This is a genomic window from Dulcicalothrix desertica PCC 7102 (genome assembly GCF_003991905.1).
Taxonomy (GTDB): Bacteria; Cyanobacteriota; Cyanobacteriia; order Cyanobacteriales; family Nostocaceae; genus Dulcicalothrix; species Dulcicalothrix desertica.
The window spans coordinates 91,587-114,226 of record NZ_RSCL01000022.1 but is presented as its reverse complement, the minus strand read 5'-3'; the positions used below and the strand labels follow the sequence as shown (position 1 = coordinate 114,226).

The 22,640-nt window shown below is 37.1% G+C and carries 15 protein-coding genes; 4 read left to right on the top strand and 11 right to left on the bottom strand.

Annotated features, from left to right (window positions below; all coding sequences use genetic code 11):
- Positions 1-229: 229 nt before the first annotated feature.
- Complete coding sequence (locus DSM106972_RS36835; protein ID WP_127085343.1) at positions 230-5,077, bottom strand: beta strand repeat-containing protein; 4,848 nt, start codon at positions 5,075-5,077, stop codon at positions 230-232.
- Positions 5,078-5,444: 367 nt separating this feature from the next.
- Between DSM106972_RS36835 and DSM106972_RS36830 the strand changes: the two genes are divergently transcribed.
- On the top strand, positions 5,445-8,150 hold the full coding sequence (locus DSM106972_RS36830) for a CHAT domain-containing protein (protein ID WP_127085342.1): 2,706 nt from the start codon (positions 5,445-5,447) through the stop codon (positions 8,148-8,150).
- Positions 8,151-8,225: 75 nt separating this feature from the next.
- Here the strand turns inward: DSM106972_RS36830 and DSM106972_RS36825 are convergent, their stop codons facing one another.
- From DSM106972_RS36825 to DSM106972_RS36790, 8 genes are all read right to left on the bottom strand, one after another.
- Positions 8,226-9,077: a DUF928 domain-containing protein gene (locus tag DSM106972_RS36825; RefSeq protein ID WP_127085341.1), complete on the bottom strand. Its 852-nt coding sequence runs from the start codon at positions 9,075-9,077 to the stop codon at positions 8,226-8,228.
- 164 nt (positions 9,078-9,241) lie between these two features.
- Complete coding sequence (locus DSM106972_RS36820; protein WP_127085340.1) at positions 9,242-11,122, bottom strand: sensor histidine kinase; 1,881 nt, start codon at positions 11,120-11,122, stop codon at positions 9,242-9,244.
- Positions 11,123-11,198: 76 nt separating this feature from the next.
- Positions 11,199-11,870: a response regulator transcription factor gene (locus tag DSM106972_RS36815; protein WP_127085339.1), complete on the bottom strand. Its 672-nt coding sequence runs from the start codon at positions 11,868-11,870 to the stop codon at positions 11,199-11,201.
- A 28-nt stretch (positions 11,871-11,898) separates the two neighbouring features.
- Positions 11,899-12,618: a hypothetical protein gene (locus DSM106972_RS36810; RefSeq protein ID WP_127085338.1), complete on the bottom strand. Its 720-nt coding sequence runs from the start codon at positions 12,616-12,618 to the stop codon at positions 11,899-11,901.
- 125 nt (positions 12,619-12,743) lie between these two features.
- Positions 12,744-13,430: a hypothetical protein gene (locus DSM106972_RS36805; RefSeq protein ID WP_127085337.1), complete on the bottom strand. Its 687-nt coding sequence runs from the start codon at positions 13,428-13,430 to the stop codon at positions 12,744-12,746.
- Between the two features lie 560 nt (positions 13,431-13,990).
- Complete coding sequence (locus DSM106972_RS36800) at positions 13,991-14,479, bottom strand: hypothetical protein (protein WP_127085336.1); 489 nt, start codon at positions 14,477-14,479, stop codon at positions 13,991-13,993.
- 465 nt (positions 14,480-14,944) lie between these two features.
- A complete protein-coding gene (locus DSM106972_RS36795; protein WP_127085335.1) occupies positions 14,945-16,408 on the bottom strand; it encodes a cellulase family glycosylhydrolase in 1,464 nt (487 codons plus the stop codon).
- A gap of 58 nt (positions 16,409-16,466) precedes the next feature.
- Positions 16,467-17,342 carry a calcium-binding protein gene (locus tag DSM106972_RS36790; protein WP_127085334.1) on the bottom strand — a complete coding sequence of 292 codons (876 nt, stop codon included), beginning with the start codon at positions 17,340-17,342 and terminating at the stop codon, positions 16,467-16,469.
- 491 nt (positions 17,343-17,833) lie between these two features.
- Between DSM106972_RS36790 and DSM106972_RS36785 the strand changes: the two genes are divergently transcribed.
- Both DSM106972_RS36785 and DSM106972_RS36780 read left to right on the top strand, forming a co-directional pair.
- On the top strand, positions 17,834-18,853 hold the full coding sequence (locus DSM106972_RS36785) for a tRNA dihydrouridine synthase (protein ID WP_127085333.1): 1,020 nt from the start codon (positions 17,834-17,836) through the stop codon (positions 18,851-18,853).
- Positions 18,854-18,884: 31 nt separating this feature from the next.
- Positions 18,885-19,529: an HAD family hydrolase gene (locus tag DSM106972_RS36780; RefSeq protein WP_127085332.1), complete on the top strand. Its 645-nt coding sequence runs from the start codon at positions 18,885-18,887 to the stop codon at positions 19,527-19,529.
- A gap of 179 nt (positions 19,530-19,708) precedes the next feature.
- Here DSM106972_RS36780 and DSM106972_RS36775 read toward each other — a convergent pair whose 3' ends face one another.
- Together DSM106972_RS36775 and DSM106972_RS36770 are read right to left on the bottom strand one after the other, a co-directional pair.
- On the bottom strand, positions 19,709-20,557 hold the full coding sequence (locus tag DSM106972_RS36775; protein ID WP_127085331.1) for a hypothetical protein: 849 nt from the start codon (positions 20,555-20,557) through the stop codon (positions 19,709-19,711).
- 266 nt (positions 20,558-20,823) lie between these two features.
- Positions 20,824-21,972: a DEAD/DEAH box helicase family protein gene (locus DSM106972_RS36770; protein ID WP_233787356.1), complete on the bottom strand. Its 1,149-nt coding sequence runs from the start codon at positions 21,970-21,972 to the stop codon at positions 20,824-20,826.
- Between the two features lie 264 nt (positions 21,973-22,236).
- Between DSM106972_RS36770 and DSM106972_RS36760 the strand changes: the two genes are divergently transcribed.
- Positions 22,237-22,620, top strand: a complete 384-nt coding sequence (locus DSM106972_RS36760) for a trypco2 family protein (protein ID WP_127085330.1) — start codon at positions 22,237-22,239, stop codon at positions 22,618-22,620.
- Positions 22,621-22,640 lie beyond the last annotated feature (20 nt).

Here is a 22,640-nt window from a genome sequence, read left to right as displayed (position 1 = left end):
AACTGGCAACAGCCAAGTGAGATGTCCGAATGGCTCACTCGCTTAGAAAAAGTTTAAACGAAACGCGTTGTTGTCCAAGACGGCACGCGAGTAGCAACCGGAGCGAATTTTGCTAAAACATTTCGCCAAATCCTTACATATCGGTCGTCTCTACACGCCTGTTTCCATGAAATAATGGGCGCCACCCCCGAATCGCGCCTCTGTATCCTCGTAAGCAAGGGGTTAGGGGTTAAGTTTCAGAACACTTATTACCCATGAAAATTTTTCCATTTGGTAGTTGATACATTCCTTGTGGCTCAACTATGCTGTCACCTTTTTTCCAAGGGCGCCGTTGTTGCGTGGATAATTCTTGTTCTGGTAGATTACTAACACTTCCTGTTGAATAGGTACTGAGTGGAGCATTACCAGGACGCGCGCTTAAACCACCAGAACCTTTGAAATAAAATGTACCGCTTTTTTTATCTCTAGCAATACAACTAGTAGCAATAATCGCATTAGTATCGATTGTAGCTTTATTTAACTCTGTCAGATTATTGGGAATAAAACTATTATTAGGAGAATCAATATCAGCAGTACCAGAAACACCAAATTGAGAACTGACTGTGATATCACTCAATTTTGTTTCTTGAGGACTAAAACCAATTCCAAATATACCTTGAGTATTAATTTGGACTCTGCCACCATTTCCTTCAAAAGCATTAGCGTTGATATTACTGTTTTCTTTGGGAATCGCTACAACAAATCTGGCATTAATATCGATGTTACCACCGTCTCCCCCGGTGCCTGCTGTTCCCGCAGTTGTAGAAATTTCGCTATTACGTCTTAATACAAACTTATCACTAAGAGCAAATTTGATATTACCACCATCACGACTGGCAGAACGAGCAGTAATTGAAGCTTTATCGAGAGTGAGATTTCCACCTTTAATAGAAATACTACCAGCCGTTCCCGCACCTTCGCTATTAACTGAGATGCGTCCACCGTCAGAGATAGTAAATTCACGAGGGTCAATAATAATGCTACCACCATTACCTATAGAACCAGGCGCCGTATTGGCGAATAATCCACTAGCGGCGCCGTTATTATTCAAAGCTTCATTTATTTTCTCATCTCCGGCGCCTGTTTTTCTGAAATTTTCTTGTACTAAAGCGACGCGCTGGTTAAAAGTTGGGTCGCTTCCTGATATGGTGATACGGTCTTTGACATTGAGGAGAATATTACCTGCGTTTCCACTGCCAAAAGTAGTTGTAAAAACTTGGGCGCCGTTGAAAAGTTCAAAAATATTGGCATTGATAGTGATATCACCACCTTTATCCTGATTTGAAGTAGCTGCAGATACAATTGCTCCATCAGCAATGCGAATATTTGAACTAGTAAGGCTAATATTTCCTGCTGCTCCTGATGCACCTGTCTCAGTCAAGCTTCCGATTCCAGTCGAAAAACCATTTGCACTATAACCAGAAAAAATGATGGAATCTGAAGCATTAATGCGAATATCTCCACCTTGACCTTTACCTGGAGGTAAAGAAATATTTCCAATTTGGTTAGCACTAGAAACACCAGTAACTACAGAGGAATTTTTTGCTGTTACATTTCTAGCAGTAATATCTATATCTCCACTATCTCCCACACCACCTATTACACCACTTACAATATTACTACTATCAAGTGATATATCCTCAGATAGTTGGATGAAAATACTACCAGCATTCCCACGTCCAATAGTTGTATTTAGGAAAGAAGAATTATTACTTATGTCTGATTTTCTCGCAGTTAAGCTGATGTCTCCAGCATTGCCTTCTCCACCAGTGCTAGCATTCATTTGGGCGCCATCTAGCAAAGAAAACGAATCTGCTTTAATTGTTATATTTCCTGCATTACCTGTTGCTCCTAAACCAACAAAATTATCAACACCACTAGAACCATCAATTCCTATAGAACTTGCATCTTTAATACCAGCAAAAACTATCGCCCCATTAACATTAATATTTACGTTACCAGCATTCCCAATTCCTCCTGAACGATTATCATCCTTTGGCTGTAATGAAGTTATAATTTTCGCACCATCTTTAAATATTAAAGAGCCAGCTTGAATACTTACATTCCCAGCATTACCTATTGCTCCAGCCCAAACATTAGCAAAGATATTACTGCTAGTAAAAGAAATAGACTTATTTGCTTGGATTAAAATATTACCAGCATTCCCATTTCCAAAAGTTGAGCCACCAATTAATGCTCCATTAATCATATTCAAAGAACCAGTGGTAATATTAATGCTCCCTGCATTGCCTTTTGCTCCAGCTTGAACAGCATTAACAATACGACTAGGATTTCCATTATTATTCTTGCTACTATCAAAGCTAATAAAATCGCGAGCATTAATAGTTATATTTCCTGAATTTCCTATTCCACTTGTAATAGACTGAATCTCTGAACCATCACTAACTTCAAGCGAACCAGTATTAATAGTAACATTACCAGCATTACCCTCGACACCAGATTCTACTCCGGTAATAATACCGTTGCTACCAGATAGCGGTCTCGCAAAAATAATTTTGTCCCTAACGTTGATATCTACATTACCACCATTACCCCGACCAGCAGGTAAATCTGTTTTTGCGCTTACACCTGTTGATAATAGAGCGCTATTAGTTAAAGAAAGAGAACCAGCTTCAATTTTAATATTGCCACCATTACCAACTCCACCAGCTTCAACTATACTGGAAATATTAACATTGTCAAAATTGACTAAATCTTTTGCTTGTATCAATAAGTTACCAGCATTTCCTATTCCTTGAGTAGCTGTATCTATTGTTGCAGTATCCAATAACGAGAATGAACCAGCATTAATAGTAATATTTCCGCTACGTCCTTCTGCTCCTACACCTAACTTAGTAGAAATTGTGCTAGGAAATGTATCTCTATTTCCTGAGATATTAACAGCATCACGGACGTTAATATTGACATCACCTCCATTTCCTTTACCACCAGGTAAATCAGCACTTTTTCCAACTAATCCCGTCAATATTTGAGAGTTATTAGTTAAAGAAAGAGAAGCCGATGCAATATTAATATTACCACCATTACCAACAGACCCTTCATTTGCATCACTAAATATATTACTATTATCTAAAGAGACAAAATCTTTAACTTGAATAGAAATATTACCAGCATTTCCTTGACCAAATGTACCGGAATTAAGTTGTGCTTGATCTGCTAAAGACAAAGAGCTAGAAGTGATTGTAATATTGCCTCCACGTCCTTCTGCCCCACGACCTAATACACTACGAATACCGCTAGGTATGCCATCTTTGGTGCCGGAAATATTAATTGCTCCACGGACGTTTACATTAACATTTCCAGCATTACCTTTTCCGGCAGCTTTTCCATCATTTTGGCGCCGAACTAATGTTTGAATTTGCGTACCATCAGTAATTGATAGTGAACCTGCCTCAATATTTATATTACCCCCATTTCCTACTGCGCCTGCTTCCACGTTGCCAAATATGCTTGTATCTGCTAAAGAAATAGTAGAACCAGCTTTAAGATTAATACTACCACCATTTTCTACAGCATCACCTTCTACACTACTAAAGATGCTTGCACCTAATATAGATATATTATTACCAGCTTCAAGATTGATATTACCACCATTTCCTACGGCGCCAGCTTCTACATTACTATCTAAACTAGAATCACCAGTCAGAGAGATAGCATCATTCACTTTGAGTAATATATTGCCAGCATTACCATTTCCAAAAGTGCTGACATCTAAGAGACTTCCATCAGTTATAGAAAGCAAATTAGCTATAACGCTTATGTTACCTCCATTTCCTCTTGCCCTCGATTGTACACTACTACCAATAAAGCCATCATTTACAAGTACTTTATCAGATGCAAAAATAGATATATTTCCTGCATCTCCTATACCAAAAGTACTTGTACTCAAACTTGCATCATTACTTACAATCAATGAATCTGTAATGATATTTACATTACCGCTTTTACCTAAAGCTTCCTCATCCAAAACATTACTAATACGAGAATTCACATCAGTTAAAGTTACCGTTCCCGTCGCGTTTATCTGTATGTCACCCGACTTACTCGTGAGACTACCCAACTTCTTATCAATACCCGCTCTAACTATACTAACCTCACTAACATTTACATCCTTGGCAGTAAAAGCAATATCTCCACCACCAGAACCACGAACATTGATTTCTGCCCCATTAGTGAGCGATATATTACCCCGTTCCACACCTTCAGGAATGTTAAAACTCAAACTATCGCTAGCTACATTAAACCCTACAATACCAGGCGCCGCTAAACTCCCAAGCTCTATTCTTCCGTTATAAGCGCGCAGTCCACCACCTTCTATATTGACATCGCCACCTAAAAGTAACAAACTCTTACCATCCGGTACGCGCAACCCTGTGATATCCTCACCAATTAGATTTTGTCCCGCAGATGCAACTGAACGATTGGTAATATTACCCTTGGATATTTGATTGAATAAGAAAGCTGAAGGATTGATAGTCAGCACATCAGCAGGTTGACCACCATTCGCATTGTATACTCCGCGTTCGCCAAACTGAATTCCATTTGCCGTTGTTGCTAAAAACGAACCACCTACATCTAACCTCGCATTTAGTCCGAACAAAATTCCATTCGGATTCATCAAATACAGATTTGCTGTGGAAGGTGTGAAGTCCAAAGCTTGACGTACACCCAGAGTTCCAAAGATTTGTGAAGGGTTACTCCCTGTTACCCGTGCAAAAATATTTTGGATATTGGCATTGGGAGTCAGAAAATAAGCTCCCCTACTTTCGCTGATGTTAAGCTCTCTGAGACTGTGAAACAAATTCTGTCCACGTTCGGCGCCTCCTATTATCGCATCGTTTGTGGCGCCGTTAAAGTTGAAAATGACTCTCGAAGACTCTGTTCCCAAAGTTTCGTCAGGTACAATGTTGCTTTGGGCAAAACTTGGACTGATAGATGTAGTAAAAGCACTTATGCATCCAAGTAAAAGAGATGTACTCAAACGCCAAATGATACTGCCCAAACCAACATTTTTCACTTCGAGTCTCCCTTGGTATTAATAAGTTCAATGTTTCGGAACAATCGATTTACGCTCCGGGCGCCTGTGTATATACTGGAAACAGGTAAAACTTTGACTCCTGTCATGCTGAGGAACGAAGCATCTATTAAGATTTTCGTTCGCTTTAAAAGTAAAGTTTTATCCTGTTTTGAGTATACCTATCCAAACAAGACGAACCGAGAGTGATAATCAATATGTCTTTAAAAATACCATGAGAATGTTTCCGTGTAAAAGTAATCTATACTACATTCATATATCACCCTAATAGTGGTATGGTTTTGTCTATATATGAATTTAAAATCCTCCCTTAGTCTTGTTTTTGTTTAAAAACCTTTAAAATCAGCCAATGAAACACCTATTTCGCAAGCGTCAATTACTGGTATCCCTTTGCTGCATTAGCCTTGTAGTTTGTTTGTGGTTAGGTAATATCACATCTAATACTGTTCAAATTCAGATTGGTAAAGCTACAAATGCACAAAACAGTACATCAAGTCAATGGGTACAAGAAGGTGTAGAGAAATATCAAGCAGACCAATACCTTGATGCAATTGAAGATTGGAACAAAGCTTTAGATATAGAAAAAAATAATCGTAACCCTCGAAATAAAGCAATCATTATAGAAAACTTAGCCAGAGCATACCAACAAGTTGGGCAAACAGAAAACGCAATAAAACACTGGGAAAATGTAGTACAGTTGCATAATCAATTAGGAGATGCAGCAAAAGTTGGGCACTCACTCACCGAACTAGCGCAGGTATACACTAGTTACGGGCAACCCAAAAAGGCGATAGAGCTTTTGTGTAATCCTAATGAGAGTAATGAATGTCAGACTGGTACATCTGTTAAAATTGCCCAACAGAACGTAGATATTGAGGGAGAAGTCGCTGCATTGGGTAGTTTAGGAGATGCTTATCAGTTATTTGAAGGTTGCGAAGAAGAAGGAAAATGTCGGGCAATACAACGTCTTGAAGACAGTCTTAATAAAATTAAAGAAAAAAACAAAAACATTAATAATAAAAATTATGAAATTTCTATACTGAATAGCTTAGGTAATATTTATTCTAACCGTGCATCATTAAGATATCGTCGTGCTTTTTTTCTCGAAAAGCAAGAATCTTACAATTTTCCTAATTTAAAACCCAATTTACAAAACAATAAACGTGAATCAGAAAAAAAAAGGCAAGAAGCGACAATAGATGATACAAATGCATTAAATAAATTTAAAGACAGCTATAATATTGCTCAAGAAATAGGTGAAAAATCCGCAAAAGTCAAAGTTTTACTTAGTGAAATTCCTATATATTACCGTACAAAGCAAGCTGAACAAGCAAAGCAAGCACTGACACAAGCTAGAAAATTATTACATTCTTTACCTAAAAATAGCCAAATAGTTTATACATATATTGATTTTGCAGACAAATTGCAGCCAACAGTAGATAATAAAGGTGTACCATTAAATCTTAATAGATGTTCGCAAACATTAAACAACTCTCCTGAAAATTTTAATGAAGCTCAAACACTACTCAAGGAAGCTGCAAAAATTGCCCATAAAATTAAAGACAGTCGTGCTGAATCTTTTGCACTTGGCAAATTGGGTAAATTATTTGAGTGCAATAATAAATATGATGCAGCGTTAGCATATACTCAACAAGCTAGAGAAGTAATAGAACAAAACTTAGCAGCAAAAGATAGCTTATTTCTTTGGGAATGGCAAGCAGCAAGAATTTTAAAACAGCAAGATAAAATAAACGAAGCGATTATTGCTTATCAAAATTCTAAAAACACTCTAGAAAAAGTTCGCCAAGACATATTAAGTGAAAATCGCAACTTTCAATTTGACTTTAAAAATGAAATTGAACCTATTTATCGTGAATTAATAGCACTACATTTAAATGTAGAAGCTGGAAAAAAAGAAAATAAATTAAACAATCAAAACTTGCTAGCTGCGTTAGAGACAATCGACTCGTTCAAAATAGCAGAATTACAGAATTATTTTGGTAGCGATTGTATAATTACTATTCCTAATGAAAACCCAAAGGATAAACAAAATAGTTTTAAAAATAAAATATTATCTTTGACTAGCGATAAAAAAACGGCTATTTTTAGTTCGATTATCTTAGAAGATAAAATCGCAATTATTCTAACTTTACCTAATGGAGAATCAAAAATTAATTTGAGGGACAGAGAAACTATTCAGCAACAAGTAATTGAATATAGCACTGGGTTAAAAGAAGATGCAGAAACTAAATACCTTAAACCAGCACAGCTTCTTTATAATGAGATTATCCGCGACTTTGAGCAAAGCTTAACACCACCTATAAATACACTTGTATTTGTGCAAGACGAAATTTTTCAGAGTGTACCAATGGCAGCTTTGCATGATGGAAATAATTTTTTAGTTGAAAAATATGCCATAGCAACCACACCCACTCTCTTGCTAACAGATGATAAGAACTTTGAACGAAAAAACTTGCAAGTATTAGCATTAGGCTTAACTGTTGAAAAAAAACCATTTCCAAAGTTAGAAAATGTACAAACAGAATTAGATGCTATTCCAAATAGTACACAAGTTAAAAACGAAAAATTCACACGTGAAAATATTAAACAAGAATTAAGTAGGCAAATATATTCTGTAATTCATATTGCTACTCATGGAAAGTTTGGTATAGAGCCAAAAGATACGTTTTTAGTTACGTGGGACAATGAAAATTTTACTATTAACCAACTAGATAGAATAATTCGCAATACTACAACAAAACAAAATAGAATTGATTTACTTACTCTTACTGCTTGCAATACTGCTGTCGGAGAATCATTAGGATTGGCAGGAGTTGCCATACAAGCAGGAGCAAAAAGTATCCTAGCGTCATTATGGTCAATTGATGATACAAGCACATCAGAGTTAGTTCAAACTTTTTATCAAGGTTGGAAAAACCCTGAATTAACCAAAGCAGTAGCATTACAAAAAGCTCAAATGGCACTAATTAAAAATCCTAAATATCAACATCCCTATTTTTGGGCGCCGTTTGTACTAGTAGGCAATTGGCAATAAAAGTTACTCCTAAGAAACCGAATTTCTAATAAGAAGCTCGGTTTCTGTTCGAGATGCAAGATAAAATATTATTTGCTAAGACTTTTCTAACTCATTAATTATTCCTTGTAATCGCTGCTGTAACTCTTTATTGGCATTTTCATTGGCATCTTCATTGGCATCTTCTTCTATTAATGTACTAAGTAACAATCGTTGATAATCTCGTGTTGATTTATCTTGTTGCACGCGCAAAGTTTGCATAAATGCATCATACCATATACCATCACTTGCATAAATTTTTGCTTTATCTAATGAATTACTACGTGATTTAATTGTACTTTTTAATTCAGGTGATAGCTCATCTAATGTGAATTTAGATTCGTCTTGATATGAGTCTGAAATATCAGATAAATTACAGTAAATTTTTACTCGCCAAGTATACTTTTCGTTGTAGGATAATTTAAGAGTTTTGGGTAATGTATACTCATTAATTCCTTTCTTGCTTAGTATTTCACCCATACTTGTTGAGTAAAACGGATTTTTTTCTTCATTACGATATACAAAAATTCTGATTGGGTAAGTTCCTGAGTCAGGTATATACCAAGCTAAAGTAGGATTTTCTGATGTTATTAGACCTAAATAATTCTTAGGTGCTAAAGTTGTTAACTGTATTTGTGAATTCCTCTTTTCACAAGAACCAGAACCACGTTTTGCAGTAATTGTTGTTTGACTTGTAATCTTTTTAGCATTTGTACGTTTTCTATAACCCTCTGTTACATTCCGTCTTTTCGGTTGTTTACTAGCGCTATTTTGACTAATGGGAGATTGAGCATTAGCTAGATAGTAAGCGCTTACTGGGGTTAAAATACTAAAAAATAGTATCAACGAACAAAATAAAGAGATGTATTGGTTTTTTGGGTTTCTATAGGGGGTTTTCTGCTTGCTCATAGTTTTAACTCAAATATTCTCTTATTTATAGAATACGAGTTTTTACTTAGAAAAACTACAAACAGAAGTGCCTATTTAGATGCAGAAAACTGCATTCGCTATCAGCCGGCTTTGGCAGGCGCGGTGAATATAGCCCCACCCTTCTAGGGTGTAGGTTTTTATATTTACCAGATAAATTCACAAATAGTACCTTTTGGGCTATGAGAATACCTACGAAATTCTCCTTGGAGTTTTTTTGCTAATTTATTAGTTAGTTTTGTACCTAAAGATTGAGATGAAGAATCCTGGTTTATTCCTATTCCATTATCTGTAACTCTAATTATTTGCTTACCGTTTTCTTGTTTACAAACAACATGCAAACGTGTGGCGCCGTTAGCATACTTACCTACATTGAGTAATGCTTCTTCTAGAAACCGACATAACCCCCGTTTATCTTCTACATTAAGTTTCGAGTCATCAATTGGGTCGAAGTTAATAATTTTGACTTGAATACCTTGAAAATAAGGAAAATCTTTTTCTAAAGTATGTATATAAACATTTTGTAACAATTCCCGTAATGGTTGTCGTAAATTTATTCTCATATCATTTCCCAATACCAAAACATTCTCTTCATCTAGTACATGTGCTTTGTCGTCATCACAAATATCTCGTATTTCTTGATTTAAATATTCTAATTTTAATAATAAAGACTCAGGTATACTATCTCTTTCTCTAAGAAGTAATTGTAAAGTTTGTAGTGGTTCATTATGAATTCTTGTAAAAATACGTTGTTTAACTGCTTCTTTTTCTTTAAGTCTTGATTCGCGTACTTTAATATCTTGGTAGTAACGGTAAAATAACGTAGCTGTCAATCCTCCGCCATTTAGCCATAAAATGATTAAACTTGGAACAACAGGAACCCACCAACCAAGCATAATTAATCCATAACAAAATAGAAGTAATAAACCGCTACTAGTCAACAACACAAACATTATTTTCCAGGGTGAACGCAAAAATCTTCCAAGACTTATTCCTACTATTCCCCAACCAAAAATCCATATATACTCCCAACCATCAGACCAAACGTTGAGTAATGGTCTTCCATCTAATACTGCACTAATAATTTGACTTATAGCATGAGCTTGAGCTTCTACACCATATACTAGTGCTGGGTTTATTCCTCCAATTGCCGATGAATTGACAACATCTTTGGCACTTAAAGCAGTAATACCCACCAATACAATACGATTTTTAAAAAATTCAGGTTTCACTTTTCCACTTTCAACTTCACCAGCAGAGATAAAACGAAAGGGTTGATTTCCACTGCGATAGTTCAGCAATATTTGATTTTCACCGTCATCTGCATTAATATATCCTCCAAAATTACGTCGAAAGCGCGTTAGTTCCAGGGAACCAAAACGAGCAGCAAGTGGGTCTTTTTTTCCTGGTTCTAATATAATATTTTGGTCATGAATTTGTAGATAATGCGCTGCTAATAATAAAGAAAGAGACAAGCGAGGTTCTACTGACCCATAAGAAATATCTAAAATACTGCGTCGTAAGTAACCATCGTCATCAAGTATCGCATCTACGAAACCAACCATTTCTTTCGCTATTTTTGGTGGTGGTGCTATCGTATAGCCATCACGGTCTTTCAAAGCTTTTTCAACTGCAAATACATCTTGATTATTTTTATCCCTAAAAATTGCATTTAATTCCTCAGTTCCGGGTTTAACAGAAACATTCCGAATGATATCAAGACCAATTAAGGCAGGTTTATAGGAGCGAATCTTTTTTAATAAATTAGCAATATTACCATCTGGGATTGGGTAAGTTTTTGCTTTTTCAATATCCCTCTCAGTAATGCCAACAATTACGATTCTTTCATCTACTGGTTCTGGAGGACGTAACCGTAAAAAATTGTCTAACATTACTAATTCTAAAAACTGTAAAGAACCTGTTAGACGCGCGATGATGACAGCAAGAAATATCAGTAGCCCTGGCAGTAAACCAACTTGCCAAACAGCGAATTCTGATTTAACTCTATTCCAAAGCTGATGTGTCATTGACCTTTATTATTAATATATATAATTGAACATAATAGACGTGAACAATGTAAACGTTAATTATTTTAAATATACTTCAATCAATTAATCCTTCATGTCTAGCTCGAATCCCTGTTAAAATCCGGAGATTTTTTCCATCTTCTGGATAAATACCCAAGACATCTTGAATATTTGTCCAGTAACGACGTACTGTTCTTTCACCTATATTCATTTGTTCGGCTATTGCTTTGTCTTGCAGTCCATGATTAAATGCTAAATCCAATACCGTTAACCATTCCTCTTTAACTTCCAAACCAGAACGCATTTCTTTAGGTGTATAAATTACACCACCAAATGCCCAATCTACCCTTGTCAGCATCTCTTGTGTTGTAAGCTTTTTCTCTGCGACTATAAACCCGGCGCCGTGTTCATGAATTGCAAATTTTAATTTCACCAAAGGACGAAAATCAGCACTTTGTACGACAATAGGTAACGAAGGATAGCGTTCCATTACCGTCTTAATCAAATTAATCCCTACCTCCGAGCGCGCGCTTCCTCCTTCTTTATCTGGTATAGAAATATCAACTACAAATAAATTAGGCTTAACCTTATCTAACTTTTCTAAAGCTTCCCATGCGGTTTTAGCAGTATACATATCTACTTTTGAATAGTGCTGCTCTAAAACCTGAACAGTTGAGCCTAAAATTAACTCATGGTCATCAACGACCAAAATTCTTAATATTTCTTGGTTAGATAAAGCTTGACTCATGGTAAAATGCTCCGATTTAAAAGTAAGTTTATGACAATTTACTATCGCTTTTCCAATTAAGACGACATATTAATATTGCATCTTTTTGATAATAATAAAATTTTCCAGAAATTAAAATAGCAAATATTTTATTGATATAATCTAACTCTTTTATTCGTCTAATTTTGTTGACAATGAGAGTATCTTGATAATTAAAGTTGACTGTTACTCCATTTAAATCTCCTTGCTTGGCTAAACAAACTTGTATTTGCTGCGGTATTTGTTGCTGCGATAAAATAACTTGGAATAATCGATTCAGTAACGATAACAGGACTCGACTGTGTATAGGAGACTCGTTATCCCAGTCAACAGGTAGTTTTGTCACCCAACTTGCTGCTGTCACTTTTATCTTCCAAGCCGAAACCAAGTACTGAATCGCCAATGGTAGACTATCATTGACATAGGCAGGGGACAGGTGATTAATCAACTCCGTAACTGCATCATATATCTTTTCGATGCTATTTAAGTATTTTTCCTTAACTTTGCCAGAATTTGACGTGAGATTTCCATCTAATAGTTCTATACTCCGGCGAAGGAAAAAAGACTCTTGTAACAAGCCATTTTTAGCAAACTCCGCTTCTTCGTTGAATTCTATAGATTGCGTCTCATACCACCACTGCAATGCATTTTTTGTACGATAACGAGAACCCAGAAGCATTGCTATTGATATAAAAGTAGTTAAGATTACAATCTGCTCAACAGATATCATTGTTTGAGTGTAAATAATAAATCGATTGTCATAAACCACACAACTACATACGTTGATAACTTAATATAAAGTAATATTTTTAACAATGTAAGGGTTTTCTGTGCCAAAGTTTAGGCAGAAAGTACCTAAAAGCGTGGCACTTTTATGCCATCAGTTGAAACATGATAAGGCAAAATTAGTACATAAATTAATACAAAACCTGTAATTCCCCCATATGTGATTCCCATTATCACCCCAATCATAACCAAATTAAAAAAAGTTCCTGTACCCAAACTCATAAAACCCAACCATACACCTATAGCAGAAGCAAAAGCATTAGCATTAATCCACCAAGCTATTTGCTTGATACTTGCTTGCAGATATTTTATCATTGCCAAACCCTGAGCAAAACCCATCAAAATACCCATACTAGCTCCCAGCCACAACAATTTTAGAAATATGGATAAAGTCCCTATCATCTCTGTATTCAAAGCTAACTCTAAAACAATCACCGTACTTACCATTAATAACAATATCCATTCTAAAAATTCTGCAATTGTCGTTACAACTAACCAAAATATGAAATTAGAAAGATACCGACGCAAAACCCAATATCTTGCAACTCCTAATACAACCCCTCTAATTAATCCCATTAAAATCAAAATATTATTAGAATTTTCATCCTCAGCAAATTTTATCGAATGAATTATAATCGAAATTATCGTAAAACTAAGAATCTCTGCCACTACATTAACAACTACCCATCTTTCCCATAACATTAATGCATATCTACGACGAAAATTTCGAGGTGTGGGTCTCATACCTTGCATCATAACCAAATAATCCAATTACACTAATTAGTAAAGCTCCAGTCGAAACACTTTTCTTGAAGTTCATATTCTCAATTCTCCAGATTAATAAAATTTCACAAACCGTCAAAGATAAACAAAAGCGAAGCGGATTGAAACACAATGTACTAACTTTGGGCTTTAAATTTTAGAATCAAAAGCTATCCCAACATCTAAGCTCGACTTTATCCAAAATTAAGAACTTGGTTGCCTTTATCTGGCAAAAATCTTAGGTTTTAGGCAAAAACTTTTTCAATGTCACTAGTTTACGCTGAAATAGAAAAAGTAAAACTACCGTCTCATAAAGGTTTCAGCCTATGCTTAGGCGTTGAAGAAAAATGGATAAAGTCGAGCTAAGAGGATGTTTGAAAAGTCGGCTAAGGTATAAATTGTCATTCTGAGTGGAGTCTTACGGAACGAAGAATCTAGGGTTTTGGACATATACACCAGATGCTACCCTGCGGGAAAACTGCGTTAACGTTCCTCAGCATGACATTCACAGACACTTTTCAAACAACATCTAAAACCCAAAAATAACACTGCCATTAAAACCTATAACCAACACCAACTTTCCAAAGTGTTCCACCCCCATTAGTGAAATAAGTTCCATCACCATAGAGAACAACATTTTGGTTAATAGCTCCTTCGGCGCCTGCTTGCACCACAGCACCAGTGCCCAAAGAAACCGAAGAATTACTATCACTTATCGAAACAGCCGAAGCACCAATACCTGCATAAATATTTGCGTTTTTACCAATACCAAAATCATAAGTAACAGTCGGAACAACCAAAGTTGCACATAAACCACTATCACAAGCACCCGTAACAGTAGTTCGTATCGAAACAGGGTTTAAATCAATACGTCCTGTTGCAGATGCTGCGGCGCCACTTCCATCCGCACTAATACCAACACCTACATAACTTCCGCGCATACCTTCATTAGCACTAGCAGACTCAGTATTTAATAAAACAGGGACAGATGTGATAGCACAAACATCAGTCATCGTCACCACAGACTTCAAGAAGTGTTGCATAATAGCCTCTATTCAACTAAGTTATAAATTTTTTTCAGATGTTTTAGCCGTCAGTGTTTTTACTGACACTTACAGATTAAAACAGCAGGCAAGTAAATAAAATAACCAAAGCAACCACTTTACTGGCATGAAGAGTTGCCAACAATGGCACAAAACTGTAATAGACCCTAAATAAGTCGGCGCCAAAACACAAATACTGTAGAGACGCGATTTAATCGCGTCTCTACGCTATCTATGTTATGGGTAATTAATCGAACATGATATGACGCTTATACGAGAATGTTACCATACCCCAAATTTTTCTGGGTATGGTAACAGAAAGCTCTAATTACTCTAATTAGGGACTTCCAAAATATTTAATTCTCCATCTTGTGGGGTGGGCATCCTTGCCCGCCCTCTTTGAATGAACGGGCAGGATGCCCATTCCACAAGAAAATATTGGAGATTTTTTTATTTGGAAGTCCCTTATTTCACGGTAAATGTCGCGCTATCGCTAAGTTGAGAACTACCGTTACTGAAATTTGCAGTTATCCACCATTCTGCGCTGGCTCGTGCAAAACGCACCCCAGGACTAACTGTACAAGTACTGTTGCTAGTACAACTAGCTTGTGTAGGGGTAAAATCGCGATTAATTTTACCTGGTATATTGGGGTTGCTATACTCGTTAACCCAAAGTTTGTAACTAGTAGCTCCAGGTACTGCTTGCCAAGAGAAACTTGGCGTATTAGTTGTAATTTCACCTTTTGGCGAGATAAGTACAGGCTTTGTCACACTCACAAGCTGCTTAAAAGTTTGACCAGAAGGTTTAAGTTGACCATTGATGTTAAAAAGTCCAAACCTACCCTCACGGTCATCTTTCGCATATCGGTCAACAAGTTGATACCAACAAGCAACCGGAACAAAATTCCAAGTGTTAATTAAGGCAATAGAAGAGCGTAGATGGTCAGCTTGGTCGTTTGGAAATCTGGAACCATTCCATCCAGTTGTGCTACTAAAACCAAATTCAGTAAACCAAATCGGTTTGTCATCACCTTTGGCTAACATCGCTTGTCTAACTCGCTCAACACCAATCTTGAAGCACCACAGTTTTGAAGATTCAACTCCTGCTGGACATTCATTCGGTCCGTAACTCCTGCCACTAGAATCACCAGGATAAACACCACTGTAAGGATGCATTGACAGCGCATCAAAGTAACCCTTAATGCCAGCCTTATACATTTCGTTGACATAATCAACATCTCCACCAGCAATGGCGCCTGCTAATACTGTAGCCTTGGGGTCAACACTTTTGATTTTGCTATAAGATGCTTTCACTAGATTTGTATATTGTGAGGCGCCTTGAAGATTGATAAACAAATTATTCAAGTCGTTGATTGCCAAGGGACGAGAGCCAAGCGGTTTCCAATTACCTCTAAGATTAGGCTCATTCCAAATTTCCCAAGCATAAACCCTGCTACGATAACGCTGTACAAGTTTAGCAATAGCGTTTGCATAGTCATTGTAATTCGTCGGTGGGTATAGCAAGTAATCGGTGTAACTTGAGTCGTTGCATCTTTTATTTAGTGCCGATGAAGCCCAACATGGTGTCTGTCCTAATTCAATAATCAGCTTAACTCCTGCTTTTTCGGCAGCAGACACATCTGCGTCTAGTTCATCCCAAAACCATTGCGGTGTTATTCCTTGTTGCTGCGGTTCCATCAAATGCCAAGTTACTGGTAAACGAACAACTTTCGCTCCTACTTGCTGCACTTGGCTAATTCGCTCTGGCAAATTACGTCCTACCTGTCTAGCAATGTTAAACTCATGTACTCCGTATAGCTTGCTACTAGTTTGTTGTGCTATAATCGGTCTAAAAAATATGAATTGAGAGAAAAAAAATATCAATTGTAAAACAATAACCAGCATGAAAATTGATATGAATTTTCGCATGAGTAATCTCCTTATTTTTCTTGAAGTTCATATTCTTACTTTTCCACACTCCTAAAATTTAGGCGCCTAAAAATATACCTAAACTCTGACCAGAAGCGAGCCTAAAAGTACCAGCGGGTAAAGCAGCGGAAAACGTGCTGCGAACATCTGCAACCAAATCAAAACCAGACCCTCTTGCAACAAACAAATCAAACCCAGCAGCATCTGGTCTAGCAAAATAAGTTTCACCAATACCCAACCGAATCACATCTCCCCTAGATAAATCAGAAATTTGAGCATAATCACCATTACCAAAACCATAGTAAGACCCACTGCGGTCGCCTAGAACAAATGCATCATTATTAGCTCCACCCACCAAAACATCAAACTCACCCTTACCGCGCGAAAATTGATTAGTACCCAACAAAACATCATTACCAGCATCACCAACCACCAAATCATTGCCAGCAGAACCAATCAATAAATCATTCCCACCACCACCAAAAAGGGAATCATTACCAGCAAAACCATCAATCGTATTATTAAAATTATTGCCTACAACCCTATCACTATTACCAGTAGCCAAAACATTACTAAAATTTACCACCTGAAAATTCAACGAACCAATTCCTGGAACATTGTTAACAGTCAGTCGATTTTGACTTAAATCAACATTTAAAGAAGCTCCCCTGGCGCCACTCGAAGCATTAATTGTATTTCCTAGAACATTAGGAGCAATAATTCTTTCAACATTCAATAATTGGTCAGTTCCAAAACTACTTTTACCAATACCACCACGAGGCAAAAGTGAGATAGCTTGCCCAAAATTCCTGTAATCAACAGTATCAAAACCGCTACCACCACTAATTACATCATTTCCAGCAGAAGAAACAAAGGTATCATTACCAGCAGAACCAAATAATCTGTCATTATTTTTAGAACCAAAAATCGTCATTATTTTTTCTCCAATTTAATTACTTTTCAAAAACAAACATCTTTGTGCAGAATAAAACTTACACAACCGAAACATAAAACCTAGGGTGCATAACGCTACGAAAAATTTGAACTTAGTGATAAAACTTGTAACGTAACGTAACGCACCGATGTAATAGCACAAACAGCAATCATCGTCGCCACAGACTTCAAAAAGTGTTGCATAATAACCTCTATTAACGGGCGTTCTTAATTTTTTTCAGATGAGTGTAAATAGCAACTCAAACATCTGTATAATTACTTTTCAGCTTTAGAACTTGATGTTTGAGCCGCCATTGTTTTTACTGACACTTTCAGAGTAAAACAGCAAGCAAGTAGATAAAAGAACCAAAGCGACCACTTTACTGGCACGAAGAGTTACCAGTAAATGGCACAAAACTGTCATAGACCCATCCGGAAAAAAAATTTGCACATTTTTTTGATAGAGTAATGCTTTAATCGCTGTTCATCTCTATGTCCCAGGTACTGCTTCCCCAAACACTCCAGAAAAACCTACCCCTCACCGCTCTTGCTCCTATGCAAGATGTCACAAACCTCTGGTTTATGAAGGTCATTGCTCAATACGGCAGTCCTGATTACTTCTTTACCCAATATTTCCGCGTCAATGAAACCTCACGCCTCAATCGTACCATTTTATCTTCAATCACCGAAAACGATACAGGGCGCCCTGTTTTTGCTCAAATGATTGGCGAAAGCATTCCAGACTTAGTAAGAACAGCAAAGGAACTATGCACCTATAATATAGCTGGAGTTGATTTAAATATGGGATGTCCGGCGCCTAGAATCTATCGCAAAAATGTTGGGGGTGGATTACTGCGAGAACCAGAAAAAGTAGATAAAATTTTGGCAGAACTGCGGCAAGCAGTACAAGATAAACCTTTGACTGTCAAAATGCGCGTCGGCTTTGAAAATACAGATACATTTTACGAAATATTAGATATAATCAATCGCCACAACATAGATTTACTAAGTTTGCACGGTCGCACAGTAAAAGACATGTACCACGGGGTAGTAAAATATGATTTGATTGCCGATGCGGTTAAACGGGTCGATTGTCCAGTGCTTGCTAATGGTAATATTCACTCTGCAACGACTGCCCTCGAAGTGCTTGAAAATACGGGAGCAGCAGGTGTAATGGTAGGACGCTGGGCAATAGGGAATCCTTGGATTTTTAATCAAATTCGGCAAGCTTTACGGTCTGAACCAATTACACCCGTTCCTTTAGTAGAGGTACGCAATTATATCGAACGTTTATGGCAAACCCCTAGTAAAGATAACTTTCCAGTACAATCGCGTCTAGGCTACCTCAAAATGTTCCTTAATTATATAGCCCTCTTGGTTGATGCTGAAGGGCATTTCCTGCGGTTGATGCGAAAAACTTCTACCGAGCTAGAACTATTTAACCTCTGTGATAGCGTTCTCCTTAGCGATAGTACAAAAACTCTAGCCCTGGCGCCGTACTTAGGACTGTAATTTGGTAAAATACGGGATTTAAGGCAAGAGTATGGACTTAAACCGCTTTGATCTAATTATTTTTGATTGCGATGGAGTGTTAGTCGATAGCGAACCAATCGTGAATCGTATTTTTGCTGAAGTATTAAACGAGGCAGGATTTAAGATTACCTATGAAGAAGTGATGCAGCAATTTATTGGAAAGTCACTTGCCACCTGTCTAGAAATTATAAAAGAATCCTACGGTAGACCACTGCCCAAAAACTTTATTGAACTTTGTAAAGAACGAGAAATTGCCGCATTGCAGAAAGAACTACAGCCAGTTCCAGGAATTACCGAAGTTTTAAAGCAAATAACATTACCAAAATGTGTTGCATCAAACAGTAGTCATCGCCATATTCAAATGGTTTTAACATTAACCGACCTTTTGCATAACTTTCAAGGAAAGTTATATAGTTGCTATGATGTCGAACGTCCCAAACCTTTTCCCGATTTGTATCTCTATGCAGCCCAGCAAATGAATACAAATCCAGAAAATTGTCTTGTAATTGAAGACTCTGCAACAGGTGTACAAGCAGCATGTGCAGCAGGAATGACAGTGTTTGGCTACGCTCAATATAACGATGGCGCCGCTCTTGCTCTTAATGGCGCCAAAATAGTCTTTAACAACATGCAACAACTTCCTGAAATGCTCTAGTTAAATTTTAGCTCTACCCACTGAGGAATATACCCGTTTACTGCTGCAATTATAGGAGCGAAGAGTTAATTAATCGTTTTAATTAGTCTTTTACTTTATATTAAGTTAATCGCAGGCGCCTTTATAGTCAGATAATAAAGTAGGCGCCTGCTTGTTTCTGCATTTAGTCAATAATATAGCTAGCTATATCTTATTTGTAGAATTAATCTACTACTTGTGGTTGGGGGTTTCACACGATGAATACAAGTAGGATTTTCAATAAATCCAAACCCTGCATTGCCAAAAAGCATTATTTTATTGCTTGAACTGAAATATTTTTCAATTTTGTCGGCAGTAATAATATTATTTGAGAATAACAGTGTTTGTGGCGTATAGTTCCCGTGACTTTTTTCGATATATTCGTGCGGTCCTGAATTGTTACCTCTAACATCAGTAATATAAAAATTGAGTGTCAACGATTCACAACCAACGACATCATAGTGCCAGTTAGTGGGTGCATAATCACGATTTACGTTGCTATCAGTGGGTGATGTAGGAAAGCTCCACGTTAGATGCGATGTGATTTTAGTTGGTTTATAACCTAGAAATTTAGTTGCTAGTCGAAGCGAAATTCTATTGTACGCAATTGCGGATATTGAATCACACTTGTGAGTATTTGTAACAAGTCCACGATATATTTGTTTTTTACTGACTGTTTCATATTGGTGGGAGTAAAATGCAATTCCATCCAACTTTGGGTCAACACATAGAGTTGATTTTGCGTGCAATAGAATCGACGATATCAAGTGTGGTTGTAAATTTAACCCGCACCACACTGCTTGACTATTAACGGTAGAAATTGCCTTGGGAATATCAACACTTGAAGCAAACACATTTATATCATTCGCTTCCAAGTCAAGCATATCATTTCTTTGCGTTTGTTTCTTATAATAACCAACAAGATTTCTATACCAACCAAATCGACCTAGCTTTTCAAGTTTATTTATATTGATGCGTGAATTGAAATCAGTTGGATTACACGTAAACATTTATGTATGTATTCTTGCTGAACTAAACACTATCATGCAGTCAGCAATGCTTCGTTGCCTACTGGTACAAATACGTTGAAGAATATTAAGCTTTACCATAATTATATAAACTATTGGTAACATGACCGAAATTATAATTAACTTTGAGTGGCGCCATATCACCATCCACAGTTATTTTACTTACTTAAATGTATAAATATATACTAAATTACTGAATAGAAAAAGCGAATAATTTAAAAATATGCACCTATAGTGGTGAACGGCACTTACTTAAAGAATTGTAGGTTGGGTGGAGGCTTTTCCTCAGTTAGTCCATTATTTAACCCTGCGGCACCTTGTTGGTCTTGGTTACTAGAATAAACTATATGAATAGGCGCCTCGGCATATTTAGCATATTTGGGCTGTTTGACAAGTTCGTTGAAATGTTGGGTAACTGCTTGTTTGTAAGCGATTGCTGCTTTAATCGAATATACCGCTAGCATAGCTTTACCCGTACCTCGAATTTGTCGATAAACGTCTTTTACCAGCAAGTCGGCAATATATTGGGCAATGGCATCAATACGGTCACGGTTTTCGTAAATATCTTTTTTATCTACGTCTTTGTAATTGGGTTCTGAAAAACCTTCTAATGTATTGCTAGGAATATCAAACAGCATTTTGGAGGCAACTGGGACAATGTTTTTTAGAGGATTGAGAATAAATCCGTCTTCGATAGCTTCCTTCATCGTGTAAGAGTCGAAGGGAACCCAAAGCTTTTCACTTTCCGCGTAACCACTAAATTCTCCAAAGCGCGCGAGAGTGTGGTTGTCGGGGGTTGCGGTAAAACCAACTATCAGGTTTTTCTTAGTGCGGGTTTGGTTGTATTGGGTTTGTTCATCGAAGGGGGTTTGGAGTTCATCAAAAATGTTGACCATTTCTTCGTGTTGGTCGCCACTATTGGAGCGGTGAATTTCGTCGATTAAGAAAACAATGCGGAGTTGGGCTAATTTTTGCAGGGTGTCTGCATCGAGCATTTCTCGGACGGCGCCGAACTTTTGCAGGTTGACGATAACCAAACGGGTATCAGATTTGAGGGCATTTTGAAACGTTTTTTTATTATTTGCCTCAACATACATGCGGTTATCGATATTCATGTTGAGCATTTTTGAATCAATTTGGCTGCGGAGTTGCAAGCGGTCTACCACAATCATGATTTTGTCATAGACGTATTCACCGTGGCGTCGTAGGTCTTTGAGTTGAAGCGCTGTCCAGCCAATGATATTGGATTTGCCAAAGCCCGCCGCATATTGTAGTAGTAAAGAATAGACGTTTTTGTTATTAGCGTAGGCTTTACGCTTTTCGATTAATTCCTGATGTCCAAAATTATCAACTGGAAACAGGTTAACGTTACATAACTTCACATTTTTCGTTTTCATCTCGTAAAAGTAACCGTACAATTTCTGGTAAATCCTCCACGCTTCCCAACCACTGGGAAACGGCGCCTGCTAATGAGAGTACGCTTCGGTTAATTTATAATTTATCTACGCACAAAGCTTTACCGCCAACATCTGGCAGTTCCTGAATCATTGGCGGGTAATCGTATTTTCAGAAATTTTAGTATAAAATATTATTCTATCAGCCCTATATTCTCGGATTAGGCAAGCTGTCATATTGTAGAAGTTGATTCAAAGGATGCCCCAATGCCAGAAGAAAACCGCGTAGAATTAGCAGAACTGATAGAGCAGGTTAAGCAAGAACTACTTTCTACTTACCCAAGTGATAAAAGCAACACTCCTTTCCTTAGTGTAGACTCTATTGAGTTAGAGCTACAGGTAACAGTGAAAAAAGAAGCAAAAGGTGGGGTAAAAATTAATGTTTTGCAATTTGGTGGGGGAGAACTAAGTGGGGGAGGTAGCAGAGACGATGTGCAAAAGGTGAAAGTAACACTTTCTCCTCTTTTGAAAAAAGAACAACTGCTTAGTATCTATCAAAAGCATAATCCAGAACAGTGGAAGCAATTTTTGGAAACTAGTGTAGAAGCTCTTACAAAAGGTAGTGAAAAAAACATAGTAGATGAATACTAGTAAGGTTTGAAATTAAGGAA

Coding starts and splice junctions, on each gene's coding strand:
- DSM106972_RS36830 (WP_127085342.1), top strand. CDS start 5,445: ATGAAACACCTATTTCGCAAGCGTCAATTACTGGTATCCCTTTGCTGC.
- DSM106972_RS36825 (WP_127085341.1), bottom strand. CDS start 9,077: ATGAGCAAGCAGAAAACCCCCTATAGAAACCCAAAAAACCAATACATC.
- DSM106972_RS36820 (WP_127085340.1), bottom strand. CDS start 11,122: ATGACACATCAGCTTTGGAATAGAGTTAAATCAGAATTCGCTGTTTGG.
- DSM106972_RS36815 (WP_127085339.1), bottom strand. CDS start 11,870: ATGAGTCAAGCTTTATCTAACCAAGAAATATTAAGAATTTTGGTCGTT.
- DSM106972_RS36810 (WP_127085338.1), bottom strand. CDS start 12,618: ATGATATCTGTTGAGCAGATTGTAATCTTAACTACTTTTATATCAATA.
- DSM106972_RS36805 (WP_127085337.1), bottom strand. CDS start 13,430: ATGATGCAAGGTATGAGACCCACACCTCGAAATTTTCGTCGTAGATAT.
- DSM106972_RS36800 (WP_127085336.1), bottom strand. CDS start 14,479: ATGCAACACTTCTTGAAGTCTGTGGTGACGATGACTGATGTTTGTGCT.
- DSM106972_RS36795 (WP_127085335.1), bottom strand. CDS start 16,408: ATGCGAAAATTCATATCAATTTTCATGCTGGTTATTGTTTTACAATTG.
- DSM106972_RS36790 (WP_127085334.1), bottom strand. CDS start 17,342: ATGACGATTTTTGGTTCTAAAAATAATGACAGATTATTTGGTTCTGCT.
- DSM106972_RS36785 (WP_127085333.1), top strand. CDS start 17,834: ATGTCCCAGGTACTGCTTCCCCAAACACTCCAGAAAAACCTACCCCTC.
- DSM106972_RS36780 (WP_127085332.1), top strand. CDS start 18,885: ATGGACTTAAACCGCTTTGATCTAATTATTTTTGATTGCGATGGAGTG.
- DSM106972_RS36775 (WP_127085331.1), bottom strand. CDS start 20,557: ATGTTTACGTGTAATCCAACTGATTTCAATTCACGCATCAATATAAAT.
- DSM106972_RS36770 (WP_233787356.1), bottom strand. CDS start 21,972: ATGAAAACGAAAAATGTGAAGTTATGTAACGTTAACCTGTTTCCAGTT.
- DSM106972_RS36760 (WP_127085330.1), top strand. CDS start 22,237: ATGCCAGAAGAAAACCGCGTAGAATTAGCAGAACTGATAGAGCAGGTT.